Below are 20,125 nucleotides of genomic sequence, written 5' to 3' on the forward strand. Positions count from 1 at the left end.
TCGGGCGCCGAGGAGGAAGGGACGACGCAGATGGCGACCGTCTACTACGAGAAGGACTGCGACCTGTCGATCATCCGTGGCCGCAAGGTCGCGATCATCGGCTACGGCAGCCAGGGGCACGCGCACGCGCTCAACCTGCACGATTCGGGCGTGGACGTGCGCGTGGGCCTGCGGGCTGAGTCGAAGAGCTGGGACAAGGCCAAAGAGGCGGGTCTGAAGGTGATGACGCCGCGCGAGGCCGCGCAGGAAGCGGACCTCGTGATGATGCTCACGCCGGACGAGACCCAGGCGCACATCTACTACTCCGAGATCCACGAACACATGAACGACGGCGACGTGCTCGCCTTCGCCCACGGCTTCAACATCCACTTCGGGCAGATCGTCCCGCCCGCGGGCGTGGACGTCGTGATGATCGCGCCGAAGGGCCCGGGCCACATGGTGCGCCGCGTGTTCACCGAAGGCTCCGGCGTGCCGTGCCTGATCGCCGTCGCCCAGGACGCGAGCGGGCGTGCGAAGGAGATCGCGCTGTCGTACGCCGCAGGCATCGGCGGCGCGCGCGCGGCCGTGATCGAGACCACCTTCGCCGAGGAGACCGAGACCGACCTGTTCGGCGAGCAGTGCGTGCTGTGCGGCGGGCTCACGCACCTCATCCAGGCGGGGTTCGAGACGCTCGTCGAGGCCGGCTACCAGCCGGAGATCGCGTACTTCGAGTGCCTGCACGAGGTCAAGCTCATCGTCGACCTCATGTACGAGGGCGGCATGGCCAAGATGCGCGACTCGATCTCGAACACCGCCGAGTACGGCGACTACAAGACCGGCCCGCGGATCATCACCGACGAGACCCGCGCGACGATGGCGCAGGTGCTCTGGGAGATCCAGTCCGGCCAGTTCGCGCGCGACTGGATCTTGGAGAACCGCGCAGGCCAGCCGCACTTCCGGGCGATGCGGCGCATCCACGCGGAGCACCTGATCGAGGACGTGGGCCGCGAGCTGCGCGGCATGTTCGCGTGGATCGGCAAGGACGACAAGTAGGGTGGCGGGGCCGCGCCGTGCGGCCGACGAGACGATAGGGGAGAGGACGCCATGCAGAAGAAGTACCTGATGACGCCGGGGCCGACGCCGGTGCCCGCGGAGGTCCTGCTCACGCAGGCCGCGCCCATGATCCACCACCGGACGCCGGACTTCTCCGCGGCGTTCATGGAAGCGATCGACGGGCTGAAGTACGTGTTCCAGACCGAGGCGAGCGACGTGCTCATCTTCGCGTCCTCGGGCACGGGCGCGATGGAGTCCTCGATCGCGAACTGCTTCTGCGCGGGAGACTCCGTCATCGTGTGCCGCAACGGCAAGTTCGGCGACCGGATGAAGCAGATCGCCGAGGTCTACGGCCTGAACGTCATCGACCTCAACTACGAGTGGACGCAGGTGGTCGATCCCGCCGACGTCGCCACGGCGCTCGAGGAGAACCCTGGCGTGCGCGGCGTCATCGTCACGCAGTCCGAGACGTCCTCGGGCGTGCTGAACGACGTCGAGCGGATCGGCGCCATCGTGCGCGAGTATCCGGACGTCGTGCTGATCGTCGACAGCATCACGGGCATCGGGGCCGTCGAGTGCAAGACCGACGAGTGGGGCCTGGACGTGGTGATGACGGGCTCGCAGAAGGGCCTCATGCTGCCGCCAGGGCTTGCGGCCATCACGGTCTCCGAGAAGGCGTGGCGCGCCTACGAGCGCTCCACCCTCCCGAAGTTCTACTTCGACTGGAAGAAGTACAAGAAGAACCTTGAGAAGCAGACGACGCCGTTCACGCCGGCGGTCTCGCTCGTGCTCGGGCTCAATGAGGCGCTCAAGATGATCCGCGCGGAGGGCATCGAGAACGTCATCGCGCGGCACGCGCGGCTCGCGGAGGCCACGCGAAAGGGCTGCGAGGCGCTCGGGCTGCAGCTGTTCGCGCCGCCTGAAGGCCGCGGGAATGCGGTCACGCCGGTGTGGGTGCCGGACGGCGTCGACGGCAAGGCGATCGTGAAGATCATGAAGGACAAGTACGGCGTGACGATCGCGGGCGGTCAGGACGAGTACGCGGGCCGCATCTTCCGCGTCGGGCACCTCGGGTACTTCGGCGAGTTCGACATCATCACCACGCTTGCGGCGCTGGAGATGACGCTCGCCGAGCTGGGCTACGAGTTCGAGCGCGGCGCAGGCATCAAGGCTGCCGAGGCCGTCTTCATGGGAGCGTGAGACGATGAAGGTCCTGGTAGCAGACAAGATCTCCGACTCAGGCATCGCCAAGATGCGCGACGCCGGCTTAGAAGTCGACGTCAAGACCGGTCTGTCCGAAGACGAGCTCGCAGCCATCATCGGCGCGTACGACGCGCTCGTCGTGCGCTCGGCGACGAAGGCCACGCGGCGGATCATCGAGGCCGCGGACAACCTCAAGATCATCGGCCGTGCGGGCGTGGGCGTCGACAACGTGGACGTCGAGGCCGCGACCGAGCGCGGCGTGGTGGTCTGCAACGCGCCCACCTCCAACATCGTGTCGGCAGCTGAGCACACGATCGCGCTTCTGCTCGCCCAAGCGCGCAACATCCCGCAAGCCAACGCGTCGATGCATGCGTGCAAGTGGGAGCGCTCCAAGTTCACCGGCTCCGAGGTCCTCGACAAGACGCTTGCCGTCGTCGGCCTCGGCCGCATCGGGACGCTCGTGGCGGAGCGTGCGCGCGGCCTGGGGATGAGAGTCCTCGGCTTCGACCCGTACGTGTCGGAGGAGCGGGCCGCGCAGCTCGGCATCGAACTCGTGCGCTCGCTCGACGAGCTTCTGCCGCGCGCCGACTTCATCACCGTGCACCTGCCGAAGACCAAAGAGACGATCGGCATGTTCGGGCCGGCGGAGTTCGCGAAGATGAAAGACGGCGTGCGCATCGTGAACACCGCGCGCGGCGGCATCTACCAGCAAGACGCGCTCGTCGAGGCGCTGAAAAGCGGCAAGGTCGCTTCGGCGGCCATCGACGTGTTCGAGGTGGAGCCGTGCACCGAATCGCCGCTGCACGGCATGGAGAACGTCATCTTGACGCCGCACCTCGGCGCGTCCACCGACGAGGCGCAGGACCGCGCCGGCGACCAGATCGCGGAGTACGTCATCGCGGGGCTGTCTGGCCAGATGGTGCCGACGGCCGTCAACATCGCACCCGTGCCGCCCGAGGTCATGGAGGCGGTCGGTCCGTACATCCCGCTCGCGGAGAAGATGGGTTCGGCCGTTGCGCAGATCGCCTCAGGCGGCGTGAGCGCGCTGGACGTGCTCACCGTCGGCCAGCTCGCCGAGGTCGACACGCGCATCCTGAAGACGGCCGTGCTCAAGGGCCTGCTCGGTCAGATCTCGGCGGAGCCGGTGAACTTCGTCAACGCTGACTACTACGCGCAGCAGCGCGGGCTGCACGTCACCGAGACCAAGCGGCCCGAGACGCACGACTACACGAGCCTGCTCGTGGTGCGCGCTACGACGGCGACCGAGCCGGTGGAGATCGCGGCCGCGCTCATCGGCAAGAACGATGAGCCGAGGCTGGTCTCGCTGTTCGGGTACGACCTCGACATGGCGCCCGGACGCTACATGGCGTTCTTCCGCTACCCCGACCGGCCGGGCATGATCGGCAAGGTCGGCACCATCCTCGGCGACCGCGGCATCAACATCGCCTCGATGCAGGTCGGCCGCACGGCCGAGGGCGGCACCGCGCTCATGGGCCTCGTGGTGGACACCCCGATCGAGCCGGATCTGCTCGCCGAGATCAAGCAGTCGGCGGCTATGAACGACGCCTGGAGCATCGAGCTGTGAGCATCGCTGTCGCACACCCTGCCACGCTTCTCCGTCGACTTAGGTAGCCGGCGGGCCGCCGCGTGCGGTCTCGCCGGCTCGACGGACGACGGGAATCCGCATGGACAGGAGCGTGAGAACGATGGCTGACAGGGTCTACATTTTCGACACCACGCTGCGCGACGGGGAGCAGTCCCCCGGCGCGAGCATGAACACGGAAGAGAAGCTGGAGATCGCGCGCCAGCTGGTGCGCCTGGGCGTGGACGTCATCGAGGCGGGCTTCCCGATCTCGAGCCCCGGCGACTTCGAGAGCGTGCGGCGCATCGGCGCCGAGGTCGGCGACGCCGTGGTGGTGTGCGGGCTTTCGCGCGCGATCGCGAAAGACATCGAGGTCGCGGCAGAGGCGCTGGCGACCGCCAAGCGACCTCGCATCCACACGGGCATCGGCGTGAGCGAAAGCCACCTGCGCGACAAGCTCCGCATCACGCGCGAAGAAGCGCTCGAGCGTGCCGTAGCGGCGGTCAAGCTCGCGAGAAGCTTCGTCGACGACGTCGAGTTCTACGCCGAGGACGCCGGCAGGGCGGAGCCGGAGTTCCTGTACCGGATGGTGGAGGCGGCCATCAAGGCCGGCGCGACCGTCGTGAATATCCCCGACACCACGGGCTACGCCTACCCGGAGGTCTTCGGCGAGCTCATCCGGGGGCTCATGGAGCACGTCGAGGGCATCGAGGACGTCATCGTCTCGGTGCACTGCCACAACGATCTCGGCATGGCGACGGCCAATGCTCTCGCGGGCGTGCGCGCGGGCGCCAGGCAGGTCGAGTGCACCATCAACGGCATCGGCGAGCGGGCGGGCAACACCGCGCTCGAAGAGGTCGTGATGGCGCTCAAGCAGCGTCGCGACGTCTTCGGCGTGGAGACCGGTATCAACACGCGCGAGATCATGCGCACCTCGCGCCTGGTGTCCTCAATCACCGGCATCCGCGTCCAGCCGAACAAGGCCATCGTGGGCGCTAACGCCTTCGCACACTCGTCCGGCATCCATCAAGACGGCGTGCTCAAGGAGCGCACGACCTACGAGATCATCGATCCTGCCGAGGTGGGCGCTGGCGCTTCCCGCATCGTGCTCACGGCGCGCTCGGGCCGCCACGCGCTCAGGCACCGGCTGGAGGAGCTCGGCTTCGAGCTCAGAGACGACGAGTTCGAGCGGGTCTACCAGGCGTTTCTCGAGGTGGCGGACAAGAAGAAGGAGGTCTACGACGAGGACCTCGAAGCGATCGTCGGCGAGAGCGAGCGCACGCTCGACGAGACCTACCACCTGCAGCAGGTGCACGTGAGCTGCGGCGAGCCGGGCATCCCGACCGCCACCGTCGAGCTCGTCGCGCGCGACGGGCGCCACCTCATCGACTCCAGCCACGGCAACGGTCCGGTGGACGCCGTCTACAACGCGATCAGCCGCATCGTGCAGGTGCCGAACGACCTCACGGAGTTCTCGGTGCAGTCGGTCACGCGCGGCATCGACGCGATCGGCGAGGTCACGATCCGCGTGCGGGCCGAAGACGGCCAGGTGTTCACCGGCCGCGGTGCGCACCCGGACATCATCGTGGCGTCGGCCAAGGCGTACACCAACGCGCTCAACCGGCTGCTGGCCGCGCAGTCGCAGAAGAGGACCGTCGAAGAGGAGCTGTAAGCGCGCTCACGGCAGCTTCTGGACGACCTCCAGGAACGCTGCAGGCGGAAGGACGCGCACCAGGGCTCCGGCAAGGTCGATGAGGTGGTGGTCGCCGCTGACGAGCACGTGGGCGGCGGCCGCTTCGGCCAGCGCGATGAGGTAGTCGTCATCGGGGTCCGGGGAGACGTGCGCGACGCGCTCGGGGTCCGGGAAGAGCACGCAGATCCGGCGCAGCCAGTCGACGTAGGCGGCGGCGGTCCCGGGCTCGACGCGGCACGCGATGCGCGGCCTGGCGGGCACCCGGGCAAGCTCGTCCAGCAGGGCCGGGCACGCGACGAAGTCGAAGCGTCCGTCGTGCAAGGCGCGCACGATCGCGGCAGGGGCGCCGTCGCGCGCGAGCAGCGCGGCGACGAGCACGTTCGTGTCGAGAACGGCGCGGATCACCGCTTCGCGCGGCGCTCTGCGTGCGTCTCGGCGACCGCAAGCGCGAGCGCTTCATCGGGGGCCATGTCGGCCGAGCGCCATGCGTTCTCGAGCGCCGACACGCCCAGGTACTCGCGGAGCGCTTCTTCGACGACTTCGTAGTCGCGTTTCCCAAGGCGAGCGGCGTAGATGCGGGCGCTGCGCAGCACGTCCTCGTCGAGGTAGATGGTTGTCTTGGTCTTTGCCACGCGTGCAGAATACCATCATGACGGCAAGATGGCAAGACGCGACCGCCTGCGCCGTTCCGGAGCGGGTCCGAATCGCGTACAATACGCAGACCTCCATCCGGACCGTTTCGACGCGCGATAGGAGAGTCCGCCGATGCCACGCCCGATGACCATCACCGAGAAGATCCTGGCCGCTCACGCTGGACTGCCCGAGGTCGTTCCTGGCCAGCTCGTCAACTGCCGGCTGGACCTCGTGCTCGCTAACGACGTCACGGCGCCGATCGCCATCAAGGAGTTCCGCAAGATCGGCGTCGAGCGCGTGTGGGACCCTGAGCGGGTGGCGCTCGTGCCCGACCACTACACGCCGAACAAGGACATCAAGAGCGCCGAGCAGGCCAAGATGGTCCGCGAGTTCGCGCGCGAGCAGGGCATCACGCACTACTACGAGATCGGCTGCATGGGCGTGGAACACGCGCTGCTGCCGGAGCAGGGCGTCGTGGTGCCGGGCGACGCGATCATCGGGGCGGACAGCCACACCTGCACCTACGGCGCGCTCGGGGCGTTCGCGACCGGCGTCGGCTCCACCGACGCCGCGGTGGGGATGGCCACAGGCGAGGCGTGGTTCAAGGTGCCCGCGTCGCTCAAGTTCCACGTGACGGGCGAGTTGGGCCCCTGGGTGGGCGCCAAGGACATCATCTTGCACGTGATCGGCATGATCGGGGTGGACGGCGCGCTGTATCAGGCGATGGAGTTCTGCGGGGACACGATCGAGCGGCTGGACATGGACGGCCGCATGACGATCTGCAACATGGCCATCGAGGCCGGCGGCAAGAGCGGCATCATCGCCGTCGACGACACCACGCGCGAGTACGTGCGCACGCGTGCGGAGCGCGAGTGGGTGGAGCACGCGAGCGACCCGGACGCGGAGTACGCGCGTACCTACGAGATCGACGCCGCCGCCATCGAGCCGACGGTGGCGTTCCCGCACCTGCCGAGCAACACGCGCCCGGTGCGCGAGGCGCGGGACGTGCGCGTCGATCAGGTCGTGATCGGGTCGTGCACGAACGGGCGGCTTGCCGACCTGCGGGCGGCCGCCGAGATCCTGCGCGGGCGGAAGGTCCACCGCGACGTCCGGCTCATCGTCATCCCCGCCACGCAGCAGATCTACCGGGACGCGATGCACGAGGGGCTCATCGACGTGTTCCTTGACGCGGGCGCTGCGGTCTCCACGCCGACCTGCGGGCCGTGCCTGGGCGGCCACATGGGCATCCTTGCGGCAGGCGAGCGCGCGCTCGCGACCACGAACCGCAACTTCGTGGGCCGCATGGGCGACCCCACGAGCGAGGTGTACCTCGCGAGCCCGGTCGTCGCCGCGGCGACCGCAGTGGCGGGCCACATCGCGCTGCCGGAGGACGTGGAGTAGGAAGCGGAGGGGGCGAGGGGCGCATGGCGAGCTACAAGCGCGCGGGCGGAGCCGCCGCTCGGAGAGGGTCGCCTGACCCTCGCGCGCTCGCGCTCGTCGGGGCGTGCCTCGCGGGGCTGGCGCTCTCGGTTGTGGGGCGCTCTGCAGCCTCTGCCGTCGATGCCGCCGCGATCGCTACCGGCGTCGCTGGAGCCATTGGGGCGCTCGTGCTTGTGGCGCGGACCGAAGCGGAGCCGCGACTGCCACTGGGCGTCGTCGCTCCGCTGCTCGCATTCCTCGGCTGGTCGTTCGCGTGCGCTGTCGCATCCGGTCGCGGTCTGTCTGCGTTCATGGGCGAGCCGACCAACCTTCTCGGCTGGCTCGCGCTCGCCGCGCTTCTGTCTGTCGCTCTTGCGGCCGCCGCGTTGTCCGACGAGGTCGCGCGCTTGCTCGGCGTCGTCGCTCCTGCCGTCCTTGCGCTCGAGCTGGCCTTCGCCTTCTCGCAGGTGCTGACCCGGCAGCCCGTCCGAGGCACGCTTCCGAACTCGACCTACCTCGGCGAGCTCGTGGTGCTGCTGCTCCCCTTCGTGGCGCTGAGGCCGGAGGTGGTGCCGCCGCGGGCAGCGGACCTCCTCGCCCTCGGCGGCGTGGCGGTGCTCGCTGCAGGCGGGTCGCGCGTTGCTGCGCTCGCCGCAGGCGTGTGGCTTATCGTCGAGCACGTGCCGCGGCTCGCGAGGTCTGTTCGCGAGCGGGTGCTGTACGCTCTCGGCGCTGTCGCTTCAGCCGTTGCGGGCGCGCTTCTGTTCGCGCGCGAGGAGGTCTTCGGCTCGTTCTCGCCCGAAGCGTGGGGCGAGCGGCCGCTCATGTGGAGCGACGCGTGGCGCGCGACGCTCGCGCGCCCCGTGCTCGGCTTCGGTCCGGACGGGTTCGTGGCAGGCGGCGCGTCCGTCTCGACGGTCGAGCGGATGCAGCACGGGCCGGTGCTCGTCTACCGGCTGTACGGCGCGGTCGACCCGCACAGCGCGATCGCGTGGATCGCCGTCTCGACGGGGCTCGTCGGCCTTGCGCTGACGGTGTGGTCGGGCGTGGAAGTCGTGCGTGCGTGGCGCGCCGCACCGCTTCCCGCGCACCGCCGCGCCGCCGTCTGGGCCGTGTGCATGGTGGCGGCCGTTCTGCTCACGGCTCCGCTGGTCATGCAGGTCGCGCCCGTGCTCGCGCTCGTCGCGGGCGTGTCGCTTCCACGGCCACCTGCATCGCGCGCGGGCCTCGGACGTCGGGCGTGGGCGTCGCTGCTCGCGGCCCTGTGCCTGGCCTCGGCAGCGTTCGCGGCCGGTGCTCTGGTGCGGCTGCCGTTCGAGGCGCCGGATCAGGTACGGTCTCCGCGCGTCGCAGCCGCAGCGGCACGGGCCGCCGCGCTCGTGCGCGCAGACCCGTACCTGTGGTACCTCGCCTCGCAGCACCTCGGGTGGGGGATGCGCGCGGGCACGGTATCTGCCGCCGAGAGACCCGACCTTGCCGCAGCCATGCGGGCGAGCGAGCTCGACCGCAGAAGCCCCTTCTACGCGCTCGAAGCGGCGCGGACGCTCGTCTTCTACGACGCGCCGGCGTCTGACGTCGACGCAGCGTACGCGGAGGTCTTCCGGCGCTGGCCCGCGTTCCCGCTCGCGCACGCCGAGCGCGCGCGCTACCTCGCGAGCACGGGGCGCGTCCAGGAGGCGGTGCGCGAGGCGGCCGTCGCGCGCGCATTCGAAGGCGATGACCCGGAAGTGGCCGCTGCGCTCCGCGCAGTTGAAGAAATCTTAAAGAACTGACCTTCCCGGCTGGATTCCGGTACGCGGTTTGCTACACTTGCGGTCGCTTGCCCGAAAGGAGACCGGATGGCTCGATCGCGTCGCGCTGGCATCGACAGCCTCGAACGTTTGAAGCGAACGAACAGGCGGCTCGTGGTGGCGATGCTCATCACCGTCATCGGCGTGCTGCTCGTCATCGCGTGGGTGCTCGCCACGAACTTCCCGGGCCGGCAGACCCCGCGGACGTTCGAGGAGCGGCAGATCGCCATGCTCGAGACGGTCGTCAAGCAGAAACCGCAGTCCGAAAAGGCATGGGCCGACTACGTCCTCGCGCTCGTTGCCGCCAAGCAGTACTCGAAAGCCGATCAGGTCATCCGCCAAGCAGAGAAGGCCGTCGGCCCGAACGTGGTCGACATCTTGTACGTCAAGGCGCGGCTCGCGGCCGCTCGCGGTGACGCGGACGAGGCGCTCGCGCTTGTGGACAAGGCCATCAAGGCCGGCCTCGAGTTCCGGAAGAAGGAGCTCGAACGGTTGGCGGAACAGGGCACTTTCCCCGATCCGAGGGTCATCAAAGGCCCGATCCTCGCCTCCGCGTACTACTTCCAGGCGCAACTGTACGCAGACGAGAAGAAGTGGCCAGAGGCCGCTGAGGCGCTCAGCAAGGCGCTCGACGAGGAGCCGACGTCCGCAGACGCTCTCGTGCTGCGCGGGACCGTGTACCTGAAGATGAGCGAGGTGGAGTCTGCGACCGCCGACTTCAAGCAGGCGTTGAAGTTCATCCCTGGCTACCAGCCGGCCCTCGATGGGTTGAAGGAAGCGGAGGCTGCCAAGTGACGACACCTGAGTTCGACGGATCCGACGAGCAGGCGCCCGGGCTCACGGACGCTGAACGCGACGAGCGCGAGTACGAGCGCGCACGGCGGACGCGGCTGCTCTTGTCGGTCGGACTCGTTGTGCTGTTCGTGCTCCTGCTGACGGTCCTGGCGTTCGTCGCTCGGATCGTGACGCCCGTGGGCAAGCCGAATGCAGACGAGCTCCCGGAGGGCCTCACCTGGGTGCGGTCGATCTACGGCTGGGGAAACACCGAGGACACGCAGCTGTACGGCCCGTCGGACGTGGGCGTCGGCCCTGACGGTACCATCTGGGTGTCCGACTCGTCCCGGTTCCAGATCGTGGGGTTCACGCCGACCGGTGCGCTCAAGGCGATTCTCTCCCAGGGCAACGGGGCGATGTTCCCACAGTCGTTCGACGTCGCCGAGAACGGCGAGCTGTACGTCTGCGACTTCGCGCACGACCGCATCGTCGTGCTCACGCCGGACAACAAGGTGGTCCGCCAGTGGAAGGTCCAGTTGCCGATGGAGATCGCCGTTCGCGGCGACCGGGTCGTCGTCGGCTCGCGGGCGGGCATCGCCGTGTACGACCGCCAGGGCAACGTCATCTCCTACTGGGGCCAGCGCGGCAGCGGACCTGATGACTTCGACGTGGTGCGCGGCATCGCCATCGGACCGGACGGGACGATCTACCTCTCGGACACGCAGAACGCGCGTCTGAAGGCGTACTCGGAGAAAGGCGAGCTCAAGTGGGTCTACCCGAGCCCCGAGGAGATGAAGCGTTTCAAGAAGAACGCCAGTCTCGAGGAAACCGAGGCGGCGAAGGCGCCGTTCCAGATACCGGCGGGGATGACTTTCGATGGAGCGGGCCGGCTGCTCGTCGTCGACCCGTTCGAGTTCGCGATCATGAGCATCGACACCGCGAACGGGCACGTCCTCGCGCGCTGGGGCGAGTTCGGCGAGCGTGACGGGTACTTCGGGTATCCGACCTCGATCGACTACGACCCAGCGCGGGACTGGTTCGTGGTCGCCGACACCGCGAACAACAGGGTGCAGATCGTCCGGTTGCCCGGAAGCGGCGGCGGAGTGGCCGCGGCCGTGCGCAGAGCGTGGGGCGGCCCGCTGTGGGCCTGCTACGGACCGCTCGTCCTGCTGCTGCTCGCCATCATCGTCGCTGCGACCAGCAGGCGGCGCACTCGGCGCGCCGCGTCGGGATCAGAGGCAGGCGAGGCAGAATGAACGCGCAAGAGAGCAGATTCCCTCTTGTGCTCAATCGAACAAGCGCCGATAATGTGAGCATGGATGCTCCGCGTTGTTAAGACGCGTGCAGGATTCTTAAGCGAAAGGAGGTGGAACGGTACCCATGAAAACCAATGCTACGGAGAGGGGAAATGCTATGGCTCGCAAATCGCTCTTCATCACGGCAATCGTTGCGGTGATGGTGCTCGGCTTCGCCGTGTCGGCGTACGCTATCGGCCCCGTGTACATTACCTGGAACGCCGGTGGCGCCAACGCCGGTACGGGCGGCCCGCACCAGGACTATCGGCTCACCACCGAGAAGTGTGCGGTGTGCCACTCGGTGCACGCTGCGGCGGTCTCCAACGCGGCGGCTGGTGAATTCGGTCCAGATCCGATTGGCGCCGCTGAGACCCAGCTGTTGCTGCGTTCGTCTGTCGCTGATGCGTGCACCTACTGCCACATCACCACGAACGTCTCGGGCCTGCAGATCTACAACGGCGTCGCGTCGAACTACACGACCGACGATCAGTACGGCCACAACGGCTCGACGTCGGCCGAGTGCGCTGACTGCCACGCCGTGCACGGCGCTGACACCTTCAAGGGCTTCATCGCCGGCAAGATCCTGAAGGCGCAAGGCAACCTCGTCAGCAACGTCAGCGGCGGTGTCCAGACCGAGGCTGCTGCGACGCTGAACACGCTCGTCAGTGGTGGCACCGTCTTCACGGCGCCGGCTGCGAGCGACGGCGACTACCAGGTCACCGCGTTCTGCACGCGCTGCCACAAGACGTTCTCGGACGCCTCCGAGACCACGATCACGGCCGGGGGGTACTTCGAGGAGTGGGACGGCAGCGTCACGTTCGGTTCGCGCTCCTACAAGAACCACCCGCTGAAGGCTGCCGAGGCCACGTTCGTCGCCAGCGGTGCGAACTACAGCGGCCGGGTGGCCTGGGCTGATGCGTACACCTGCCGCTCGTGCCACGCGGCCGGTAACAACCGCGTGTCGACCTCCTATGGCGGACCGGGCGGTCTCGTGTCCTGGTCGTTCCCGCACTGGACGAACGGCAACGCGCAGTTCCTGGTGTCCGGCTGGGGCGTCAGCGACGCCAACATCGGCCTTGGCACGTCCGGTGCCAACACGGGCAAGCCTTCCGGCTCTCACACCGTCATGGACGGCGCCGAGGACGGCGTGTGCCTGCGCTGCCACACCAACGGCTCGAGCGGCCCGCCGAACAACGCGACGGCCGGCGTGAACGTGACCTTCTAGTCGCGTGACACGCATCCGTCCGTAGACGGATCGGAACGGACGGGCGGGACCTGGGGTATCCTGGGTCTCGCCCGCCGCTCATGTCTCGGCGTTCTTTCCACGAGGTGCTGACACAGTGCGTTCCTCTCTGTCCGACATCGCGCACGACTCGCGGGGCCCCCACGCGCGCAGGCGCGTGCAGGTGGCAGGCGCCCTCGTTGCCGTGGTCGCTGCGGTCCTCGTCATCATCGGCGCTGGCTCGACGAACGCGGCGTGCCGCACCTGCCACGGCACGACGAGCGCAGCGGACGTCCCTGAGGCCCACGCCCGCGCCTCGTGCTACGCCTGTCACCTGCGCGACGGGGTCTGGAGCTGGCCGGGATCCAAGGTCCGCGAGATCTTCGTGATGTATCCGAAGGCCATCGCTGGCAAGCGGCCGTCGTCGGCGGGCGATCCCGTTTCGCGTGGCGCGTGCCTGCGCTGCCACGAGCAGGTCATGCGCCGCACGTCAGAGTCGAAGGGGCTCCGCATCTCGCACGCCGATTGCGCGCAGGGGCGCACCTGCGGTGCGTGCCACGCACGCGCCGCGCACGGCGAGAAGGTGCGGTGGGCGGGGCAGCCGGTGATGGAGGAGTGCGTCTCCTGCCACAAGCAGGCGGGCGCTCCGGCGGCGTGCGACGCCTGCCACTCCGAGAGAAGCGAGCGCGAACGGCTCGCGCGAGGGCCCTGGCAGGTGACCCACGGCCCTGGCTGGGAGCGCACGCACGGGATGGGGACGCTCGAGTGGTGCTCGACGTGCCATCCGGCCGGGTACTGCGCCCGGTGCCACGGTGTCGACCTGCCGCACCCCGCAGACTTCGGTCGCACGCACGGCGCCTTCGCGAAACGGCCGGACGCGAAGTGCCTCACCTGCCACGACGCGACGACGCTCTGCGACTCGTGCCACGGCGTCGAGATGCCGCACCCGAAGGGGTTCTTGGCCTCGCACTCGAAGGTGGCCGCATCCGCGAGCGACCCGAAGTGCTTGTCGTGCCACTTCCAGAAGGACTGCACCGCGTGTCACACGCTGCACATCCACCCCGGCTCCACCAACGGCACGGCCCGACTGCCCCGGCCCGGTGAGATCGGACTGGAGGGGGGCACGCCGTGAGCGGGCCTGCAGAGACGCTTCACCGCGCGCTTCAGGCGATCCAAGAGGTCATCGCGGCGCCGATGGCGAACCTCGGCGCTGCCATGCTCTTGCTCGCAGCGCTCGCGCTGCTCTTGCTGATCGTCGTGACTGTGCTCGCGCTGCTGGTCCTGCCGTCGCCCAAGCCGCCGCGCGCCACGCGCTCGCGCACGACGGCGGCACGAACGGCGCGCGGCCCACAGAAGCGCGTGGTCTCTGGCGCTGGCATCATCGTCGCGCTTTTGGTTCTGGCGGCGCTGGTGGGCGGGTACGTCGGGACCTCGACGGACGACTACTGCGTGTCGTGCCACGCCGAGCAGTCGCTCACGCAAGCGCAGCCGGCGACCGGCTCGGCAGACGCGACGGCGAGCGCCGGTCTTGTCCACGCAGGCGTGCGGTGCGTCGCGTGTCACGAGGACCGTCTGCCGCTCGGGCTCGTCGACAACGTCTCTCAGCGGCTCCGGTGGGCGATCAAGGGCTTCGCGGGCGGGGATCCGAAGTCCGCCGATGCGAGCGTTCCGACTCGACGGTGCCTCGCGTGCCACCGCGCGATCCTTGCGCGGACAACGGAGTCCACCGCCACCGGCGTGGCGATGTCCCACAAGGAGCCGGTGGCCGCCGGTGCCCCGTGCACGGACTGCCACAAGAACGCGGGCCACTCGGCAGGAGCGCAAGGCGTGTCGATGAACACGTGCCTCGCGTGCCACGATGGAACGACGGCCTCAGCCGACTGCGCCGTCTGCCACAAGAAGGACACCGCGTTCGCGGCACGCCAGCGTCGCACCTTCGCGCTCGTCCACCTGCCGCCGGTCACAGACTGCGGCGGCTGCCACGACCAGAAGGTCTGCGACGCGTGCCATGGGCTCAGGATGCCGCACCCGCAGGCGTTCGTGGACGGCGGGCACGCGCGGTACGCCGGCTTCGAGAAGAAGATCCTGTGCTGGCGCTGCCACCAGTACACCGAGTGCGGCAAGTGCCACCAGGTCAAGCCGCCTGGCACGGGCGCGTGGGGGCACGGCACCGGTACCTGGTGGCGGTACGAACACGGCAGGGTGACGCCCAAGGGCGCGCAGGCCGGCTGCGGCTGCCACGTGAGAAGCCCGTACGCGCGAGCAGGGAACTACTGCAAGGCGTGCCACTGAGGCGCCCGAGGGGGGGCCGCGCCGCTGCGCTGTGGTAGAATCCGTGCACCGCTTGCGCGTCTGCCCGGCGCCGTGCACCCAGGAGGACCTCATGCGATTCGAAGGCATCGCTCACCGCTACGGCCGCGACATCGACACCGACGTCATCATCCCGGCCCGGTACCTCAACACGAGCGACCCGGACGAACTGGCGGCGCACTGCATGGAAGACCTCGACCCGTCGTTCGTCTCGAAGGTGCAGCCAGGCGACATCCTCGTGGCGGAGGAGAACTTCGGCTGCGGTTCGTCGCGCGAGCACGCGCCGATCGCGATCAAGCACGCAGGCGTGGCGGCGGTCATCGCCAAGAGCTTCGCGCGCATCTTCTACCGCAACGCCATCAACACCGGGCTGCCCATCCTCGAGTCGCCTGAAGCGGTCGACGGCATCCGCTCAGGGGACCGCGTCGCCATCGACGCGGACGCCGGCGTCATCACGAACCTCACCACCGGCCAGTCCTGGCAGGCGCAGCCATTCCCGCCGTTCATCCGCGAGATCATCGAGCGCGGCGGGCTCGTCGCGTACGCGCGCGAGAAGGTGAGCGGGCGATGACCCCCACTTACCGCATCTGCCTGCTCCCGGGCGACGGCATCGGGCCGGAGATCACGGTTGAGGCCGTCAAGGCGCTCGAAGCGATCGGGCGGCGGTTCGGCGCGCGGTTCGAGTTCCGCGAAGCGCTGCTCGGCGGCGCTGCCATCGACGCCACCGGCACGGCGCTTCCCGACGAGACGCTCGCGGCTGCGCGTGCGGCAGACGCGGTGCTCCTCGCGGCGATCGGCGGGCCGAAGTGGGACTCCACCGACCCTGACGCGCCCCGGCCCGAGCAGGGGCTTCTCGGCATCCGCAAAGGGCTCGGGCTGTACGCGAACCTGCGTCCGGTGCGCATCTTCGACGCGCTCGTCGGCGCGAGCACGCTCAAGCCCGAAGCGCTTGCCGGCGTCGACATGCTCATCGTGCGCGAGCTCACCGGCGGGCTGTACTTCGGCCCGCGGGCGCGCGAGCGGGACGTGGAGGGCGCGGGCGCAGGCGGCGTGCGCGGCATGCGGGCGTACGACACCTGCGTGTACACGGAGTTCGAGGTCGAGCGCATCGCGCGCAAAGCGTTCGAGGCGGCGCGCGCCCGGCGAGGACGGGTGCACTCCGTGGACAAGGCGAACGTGCTCGAGTCGAGCCGCCTGTGGCGCGAGGTCGTGCACCGCGTGCACGACGCTGAGTACCCGGACGTCGAGCTCATCGACCAGCTGGTCGACAACACCGCCATGCAGCTCGTCCGCTACCCGGCGCAGTTCGACGTCGTCCTCACGGAGAACATGTTCGGCGACATCCTCTCGGACGAGGCGAGCATGCTCACCGGCTCGCTCGGGATGCTCGCGAGCGCGTCGTTAGGCGACGGCACGGCGCTCTATGAGCCGAGCCACGGAAGCGCACCGGACATCGCCGGCCAGGGCGTGGCGAATCCGCTCGCGATGCTGCTTTCGGTGGAGCTGATGCTCCGGTACTCGTTCGCGATGCACGAGGCCGCCGACGCGCTCGCCGGCGCGATCGAGGCAGTGCTCGCGGACGGCTGGCGCACCCGCGACATCGCAGGCCCTGACACGCTGCCGCAGCGCACGGTTGGCACGAGCGCGATGGGCGATCTTGTGGTCGAACGGCTGGAAGGGTAGCCGCGCCGTCTCGCGCGAGGGACGCCGTCGTTTCCGGTTCGCTGCGATGTCGAGGGCACACAGGTGCAAACTCGTGTGCAGTCGCTTACACGTGCGTGCAGAAGCGGTAGTATAAGCACTCACACGGAGCGCTGCTTCATGAGGCCGAAGAAGGAAGGGGAGCGCCATGGCCGGTCTGCCGAAAGTCGACTACATCTGGATGGACGGCGAGCTCGTCGAGTGGGACAAGGCCACCGTACACGTCCTCACGCATGCCCTTCACTACGGCTCCGGCGTCTTCGAGGGCATCCGCTGCTACGCGACAGCAGACGGTCCCGCCATCTTCCGCCTGCGTGACCACATGGAGCGCTTCGAGCGCTCGGCGCGCATGATCATGATGGACCTCGCGGTGAGCGTCGATGACCTCTGCGAGGCCGTGAAAGAGACCGTCCGCGCGAACAACCTGCCCGAGTGCTACATCCGCCCGATCGCGTTCCGCGGGTACGGCGTGATGGGGCTCGACCCGATCCCCGCGCCCGTGCAGATCGTCATCGCTGCGTGGCCGTGGGCGACGTACATGGGCGAAGAGGCGCTCACGCGCGGCGTGGACGTCGGCATCTCGTCGTGGCGCCAGCGCGGCATCAACTCGCTTCCGCCCGCTGTCAAAGCCACCGGCAACTACCTCAACTCGTCGCTCGCGCGCATCGAGGCGAACCGGCACGGGTACAACGAGGCCATCCTGCTCAACGAGGAGGGCAAGGTCTGCGAGGGAACGGGCGAGAACATCTTCATCGTGCGAGACGGCGTCATCTCGACCCCGCCCGTCTCGGACGGCATCCTCGAGGGCATCACGCGCGACTCCATCATGGTCATCGCGGACGAGCTGGGCTACCCGGTCATCGAGGAGTCGCTCGTGCGCACCGACCTGTATGCGGCCGACGAGGTCTTCATGACCGGGACGGCGGCCGAAGTGGTGCCGGTGCGCTCGGTGGACGGCAGGCTGATCGGCGATGCCGGCCCTGTGACCCTCGAGCTCCAGAAGACGTTCTTCCGCGTCGTGCACGGTGAGGAGCCGGCGTACGAGGAGTGGCTGGACCGGGTCTGATGGTCGTCCTGTACGACACGACGCTCCGTGACGGGACGCAGCGCGAAGGCATGTCGCTGTCGGTCGAGGACAAGCTGCGCATCGCGCAGCGGCTCGACGACCTCGGCATCCGCTACATCGAAGGCGGCTTTCCTGGCAGCAACCCGAAGGACATGGAGTTCTTCGAGCGCGCACGGAACCTGACGCTCGAGAACGCGACGATCGTGGCGTTCGGCGCCACGTGCCGCAAGGACCTCGCGCCGGAGCGGGACGCCGGCCTGCAGGCCCTGCTCGAGACGGGCTGCGACGCCGTGTGCATCTTCGGCAAGGCCTGGGACGTGCACGTCACCGAGACGCTCAAGGCCACGCTCGAAGAGAACGTGCGGATGGTGCGGGACAGCGTCGCGTTCCTCAAGTCGCACGGCAAGACGGTGTTCTTCGACGCGGAGCACTTCTTCGACGGATACCGGCACAATGCCGGCTACGCGATCGAGGTGTGCCGTGCCGCCGCCGAGGCCGGCGCCGACGCGGTGGTGCTGTGCGACACCAACGGAGGGACGCTGCCCCAGGCCGTGCATCGCATCGTGCTCACGGTGGCGGGAGAGGTCGACGTCCCGCTCGGCATCCACGCACACAACGACGGCGGGTGCGCCGTGGCGAACTCGCTTCTCGCCGTCGATGCCGGCTGCACGCACGTGCAGGGCACCATGAACGGCTACGGCGAGCGCGCCGGCAACGCCGACCTGACGGCCATCATACCGGCGCTCAAGCTCAAGATGGGCATCGACTGCGTCACCGACGAGCAGCTGCGTCTGCTCACCGAGGTCTCGCACTTCGTCGCGGAGACCGCCAACATCTCGCCGAACCCGCACCAACCGTACGTCGGGTCGAGCGCGTTCGCGCACAAAGGCGGCGTGCACGCGTCTGCGGCGGCGCGCCTGCCGGAGGCGTACGAGCACGTCGATCCTGCGCTCGTCGGCAACATGGCCCGCGTGGTGGTGAGCGAGCTCGCCGGCCGTGCCTCGCTCGTGCTCAAAGCGCACGAGATGGGCATCACGCTTTCTGTGGACGACCCTGCCACGAGCGAGATGCTCGAGCAGATAAAACGCCTCGAGCACAAGGGCTACACCTTCGAGGCCGCCGATGCGTCGCTGGAGATCATGCTGCGCAAGGCGCTCGGGACCTACGAGCCGTTCTTCCGGCTGGAGTCGTTCCGCGTGATCATGGAGAAGCGCGAGGACGGCAGGGTGATGACCGAGGCGACCATCAAGATCCACGTCGGCGGCCACCGCTTCATCGCCACCGCGGAAGGCAACGGCCCGGTGAACGCGCTCGACAAGGCGTTGCGCATCGCCATCGGCCGGTTCTATCCAGCGCTTCAGGCCATCGAGCTCACGGACTTCAAGGTGCGCGTGCTCGACGAGAAGAAGGGCACGGCGGCGGTCACGCGCGTGCTCATCGAGTCCAGCGACGGCGAGAAGAGCTGGGGCACGGTGGGCGTCTCGGAGAACATCATCGAGGCGTCGTGGGAAGCGCTCGTCGCCGCCGTGGACTACGGTCTCTCGCACCCCAGGCAGGAAAGCGAGCCTCCTGAGCGAACGTGAATACGACGGGGAGCCGCACGTTTACCAGCGAACGGGGTCGCTCATGAGGGTCGTTCGCGTGTTTTACGATGAGGACGTTCGGTACGGCCTGGCGGACGAGGGGAGCGTCACGCTCATATCGGACGAGCCGTTCGCGGCGTGGGAGCCCGAAGGGGTGGTTCCGCTCGGCCACGCCCAGCTCCTACCGCCGACCATCCCGACGAAGATCGTGTGCGTGGGCGTCAACTACCGCGAGCACGCGCGTGAGATGGGGCACACGCTTCCCGACGAGCCCATCATCTTCTTGAAGCCGCCGACGGCGGTCGTCGGTCCGCACGGGCAGATCCGCGTCCCGGACGGGCTCGAGGCGGTAGACTACGAAGCCGAGCTCGCTGCGGTGATCGGGCGTCGCACCCACCGGGTGTCGCCGCTCGAGGCGCGGCGGAGCATCCTCGGATTCACGTGCGCCAACGACGTCACCTCGCGCGATCTGCAACGCAAGGACGGACAGTGGGCGCGCGCGAAGGGCTTCGACACGTTCTGCCCGCTCGGTCCGTGGATCGAGACCGACGTCGACCCGCTCGACCTGCTCGTCGAGTCCTACGTCAACGGCGAGCTGAGGCAGCAGTCGCGCACGAGCGACATGCTCTTCGACGTGTACGCGCTCGTGAGCTTCATCAGCCACGTGATGACGCTCCTGCCAGGCGACATCGTGCTCACCGGAACGCCCTCGGGCGTCGGGCCGATGCGGCGAGGCGACACGGTCGAGGTGCGGATCGAGGGCGTCGGCAGCCTGATCAACCACGTCGTGTGAGTGCATGTCAGCCGCCCGTGCTACAATCG

At 68.6% G+C, this 20,125-nt stretch carries 18 protein-coding genes; 16 read left to right on the plus strand and 2 right to left on the minus strand.

Annotation, left to right across the window (positions count from 1 at the left end):
* Nucleotides 1-30: 30 nt before the first annotated feature.
* The 4 genes from ilvC (at nucleotide 31) to MX659_RS03700 (ending at nucleotide 5,489) form a co-directional block, all read left to right on the plus strand.
* Nucleotides 31-1,032: a ketol-acid reductoisomerase gene (gene ilvC, locus MX659_RS03685; RefSeq protein WP_267192116.1), complete on the plus strand. Its 1,002-nt coding sequence runs from the start codon at nucleotides 31-33 to the stop codon at nucleotides 1,030-1,032.
* 51 nt (nucleotides 1,033-1,083) lie between these two features.
* Nucleotides 1,084-2,232 carry a pyridoxal-phosphate-dependent aminotransferase family protein gene (locus tag MX659_RS03690; RefSeq protein WP_267192117.1) on the plus strand — a complete coding sequence of 383 codons (1,149 nt, stop codon included), beginning with the start codon at nucleotides 1,084-1,086 and terminating at the stop codon, nucleotides 2,230-2,232.
* A 4-nt stretch (nucleotides 2,233-2,236) separates the two neighbouring features.
* Nucleotides 2,237-3,820 (plus strand): phosphoglycerate dehydrogenase, encoded by a 1,584-nt coding sequence (gene serA, locus MX659_RS03695; RefSeq protein WP_267192118.1) that lies wholly within the window; start codon nucleotides 2,237-2,239, stop codon nucleotides 3,818-3,820.
* Nucleotides 3,821-3,941: 121 nt separating this feature from the next.
* Entirely contained in the window at nucleotides 3,942-5,489 is a 1,548-nt protein-coding gene (locus tag MX659_RS03700; protein WP_267192119.1) for a 2-isopropylmalate synthase, read from the plus strand.
* Nucleotides 5,490-5,495: 6 nt separating this feature from the next.
* Here the strand turns inward: MX659_RS03700 and MX659_RS03705 are convergent, their stop codons facing one another.
* Complete coding sequence (locus MX659_RS03705; RefSeq protein ID WP_267192120.1) at nucleotides 5,496-5,915, minus strand: putative toxin-antitoxin system toxin component, PIN family; 420 nt, start codon at nucleotides 5,913-5,915, stop codon at nucleotides 5,496-5,498.
* Nucleotides 5,912-6,142 carry a hypothetical protein gene (locus tag MX659_RS03710; RefSeq protein ID WP_267192121.1) on the minus strand — a complete coding sequence of 77 codons (231 nt, stop codon included), beginning with the start codon at nucleotides 6,140-6,142 and terminating at the stop codon, nucleotides 5,912-5,914. Before MX659_RS03710 ends, MX659_RS03705 begins: the two co-directional genes overlap by 4 nt.
* Before the next feature lie 133 nt (nucleotides 6,143-6,275).
* Between MX659_RS03710 and leuC the strand changes: the two genes are divergently transcribed.
* From leuC to MX659_RS03770, 12 genes are all read left to right on the plus strand, one after another.
* Nucleotides 6,276-7,544, plus strand: coding sequence for a 3-isopropylmalate dehydratase large subunit (gene leuC / locus MX659_RS03715; RefSeq protein ID WP_267192122.1), 1,269 nt, complete (start codon nucleotides 6,276-6,278; stop codon nucleotides 7,542-7,544).
* Nucleotides 7,545-7,567: 23 nt separating this feature from the next.
* Nucleotides 7,568-9,334, plus strand: coding sequence for an O-antigen ligase family protein (locus MX659_RS03720; RefSeq protein WP_267192123.1), 1,767 nt, complete (start codon nucleotides 7,568-7,570; stop codon nucleotides 9,332-9,334).
* A gap of 66 nt (nucleotides 9,335-9,400) precedes the next feature.
* The gene (locus tag MX659_RS03725; protein WP_267192124.1) at nucleotides 9,401-10,147 is read left to right on the plus strand and encodes a tetratricopeptide repeat protein; all 747 of its coding nucleotides are present in this window, start codon (nucleotides 9,401-9,403) and stop codon (nucleotides 10,145-10,147) included.
* The gene (locus MX659_RS03730; protein ID WP_267192125.1) at nucleotides 10,144-11,382 is read left to right on the plus strand and encodes an NHL repeat-containing protein; all 1,239 of its coding nucleotides are present in this window, start codon (nucleotides 10,144-10,146) and stop codon (nucleotides 11,380-11,382) included. Before MX659_RS03725 ends, MX659_RS03730 begins: the two co-directional genes overlap by 4 nt.
* A 157-nt stretch (nucleotides 11,383-11,539) precedes the next feature.
* Nucleotides 11,540-12,646, plus strand: coding sequence for a multiheme c-type cytochrome (locus tag MX659_RS03735; RefSeq protein ID WP_267192126.1), 1,107 nt, complete (start codon nucleotides 11,540-11,542; stop codon nucleotides 12,644-12,646).
* A 181-nt stretch (nucleotides 12,647-12,827) separates the two neighbouring features.
* Nucleotides 12,828-13,775, plus strand: coding sequence for a cytochrome c3 family protein (locus MX659_RS03740; protein ID WP_267192127.1), 948 nt, complete (start codon nucleotides 12,828-12,830; stop codon nucleotides 13,773-13,775).
* Nucleotides 13,772-14,935, plus strand: coding sequence for a cytochrome c3 family protein (locus MX659_RS03745; RefSeq protein ID WP_267192128.1), 1,164 nt, complete (start codon nucleotides 13,772-13,774; stop codon nucleotides 14,933-14,935). The genes MX659_RS03740 and MX659_RS03745 overlap by 4 nt, the downstream gene beginning before the upstream one ends.
* A gap of 91 nt (nucleotides 14,936-15,026) precedes the next feature.
* Entirely contained in the window at nucleotides 15,027-15,524 is a 498-nt protein-coding gene (gene leuD / locus MX659_RS03750; protein WP_267192129.1) for a 3-isopropylmalate dehydratase small subunit, read from the plus strand.
* Nucleotides 15,521-16,636 (plus strand): 3-isopropylmalate dehydrogenase, encoded by a 1,116-nt coding sequence (leuB, locus tag MX659_RS03755; protein WP_267192130.1) that lies wholly within the window; start codon nucleotides 15,521-15,523, stop codon nucleotides 16,634-16,636. The genes leuD and leuB overlap by 4 nt, the downstream gene beginning before the upstream one ends.
* A gap of 166 nt (nucleotides 16,637-16,802) precedes the next feature.
* A complete protein-coding gene (locus MX659_RS03760) occupies nucleotides 16,803-17,720 on the plus strand; it encodes a branched-chain amino acid transaminase (RefSeq protein WP_267192131.1) in 918 nt (305 codons plus the stop codon).
* A complete protein-coding gene (gene cimA / locus MX659_RS03765) occupies nucleotides 17,720-19,303 on the plus strand; it encodes a citramalate synthase (protein ID WP_267192502.1) in 1,584 nt (527 codons plus the stop codon). Before MX659_RS03760 ends, cimA begins: the two co-directional genes overlap by 1 nt.
* A 43-nt stretch (nucleotides 19,304-19,346) precedes the next feature.
* Nucleotides 19,347-20,096: a fumarylacetoacetate hydrolase family protein gene (locus MX659_RS03770; protein WP_267192132.1), complete on the plus strand. Its 750-nt coding sequence runs from the start codon at nucleotides 19,347-19,349 to the stop codon at nucleotides 20,094-20,096.
* The last annotated feature ends 29 nt before the right edge of the window (nucleotides 20,097-20,125 follow it).

The organism is Parvivirga hydrogeniphila, from assembly GCF_023371205.1.
In the GTDB taxonomy this organism is placed as follows: Bacteria; Actinomycetota; Coriobacteriia; order Anaerosomatales; family Anaerosomataceae; genus Parvivirga; species Parvivirga hydrogeniphila.

Coding starts and splice junctions, on each gene's coding strand:
- cimA (WP_267192502.1), top strand. CDS start 17,720: ATGGTCGTCCTGTACGACACGACGCTCCGTGACGGGACGCAGCGCGAA.
- MX659_RS03725 (WP_267192124.1), top strand. CDS start 9,401: ATGGCTCGATCGCGTCGCGCTGGCATCGACAGCCTCGAACGTTTGAAG.
- MX659_RS03770 (WP_267192132.1), top strand. CDS start 19,347: ATGAGGGTCGTTCGCGTGTTTTACGATGAGGACGTTCGGTACGGCCTG.
- MX659_RS03690 (WP_267192117.1), top strand. CDS start 1,084: ATGCAGAAGAAGTACCTGATGACGCCGGGGCCGACGCCGGTGCCCGCG.
- leuD (WP_267192129.1), top strand. CDS start 15,027: ATGCGATTCGAAGGCATCGCTCACCGCTACGGCCGCGACATCGACACC.
- ilvC (WP_267192116.1), top strand. CDS start 31: ATGGCGACCGTCTACTACGAGAAGGACTGCGACCTGTCGATCATCCGT.
- MX659_RS03700 (WP_267192119.1), top strand. CDS start 3,942: ATGGCTGACAGGGTCTACATTTTCGACACCACGCTGCGCGACGGGGAG.
- leuC (WP_267192122.1), top strand. CDS start 6,276: ATGCCACGCCCGATGACCATCACCGAGAAGATCCTGGCCGCTCACGCT.
- MX659_RS03720 (WP_267192123.1), top strand. CDS start 7,568: ATGGCGAGCTACAAGCGCGCGGGCGGAGCCGCCGCTCGGAGAGGGTCG.
- MX659_RS03760 (WP_267192131.1), top strand. CDS start 16,803: ATGGCCGGTCTGCCGAAAGTCGACTACATCTGGATGGACGGCGAGCTC.
- MX659_RS03735 (WP_267192126.1), top strand. CDS start 11,540: ATGGCTCGCAAATCGCTCTTCATCACGGCAATCGTTGCGGTGATGGTG.
- leuB (WP_267192130.1), top strand. CDS start 15,521: ATGACCCCCACTTACCGCATCTGCCTGCTCCCGGGCGACGGCATCGGG.
- serA (WP_267192118.1), top strand. CDS start 2,237: ATGAAGGTCCTGGTAGCAGACAAGATCTCCGACTCAGGCATCGCCAAG.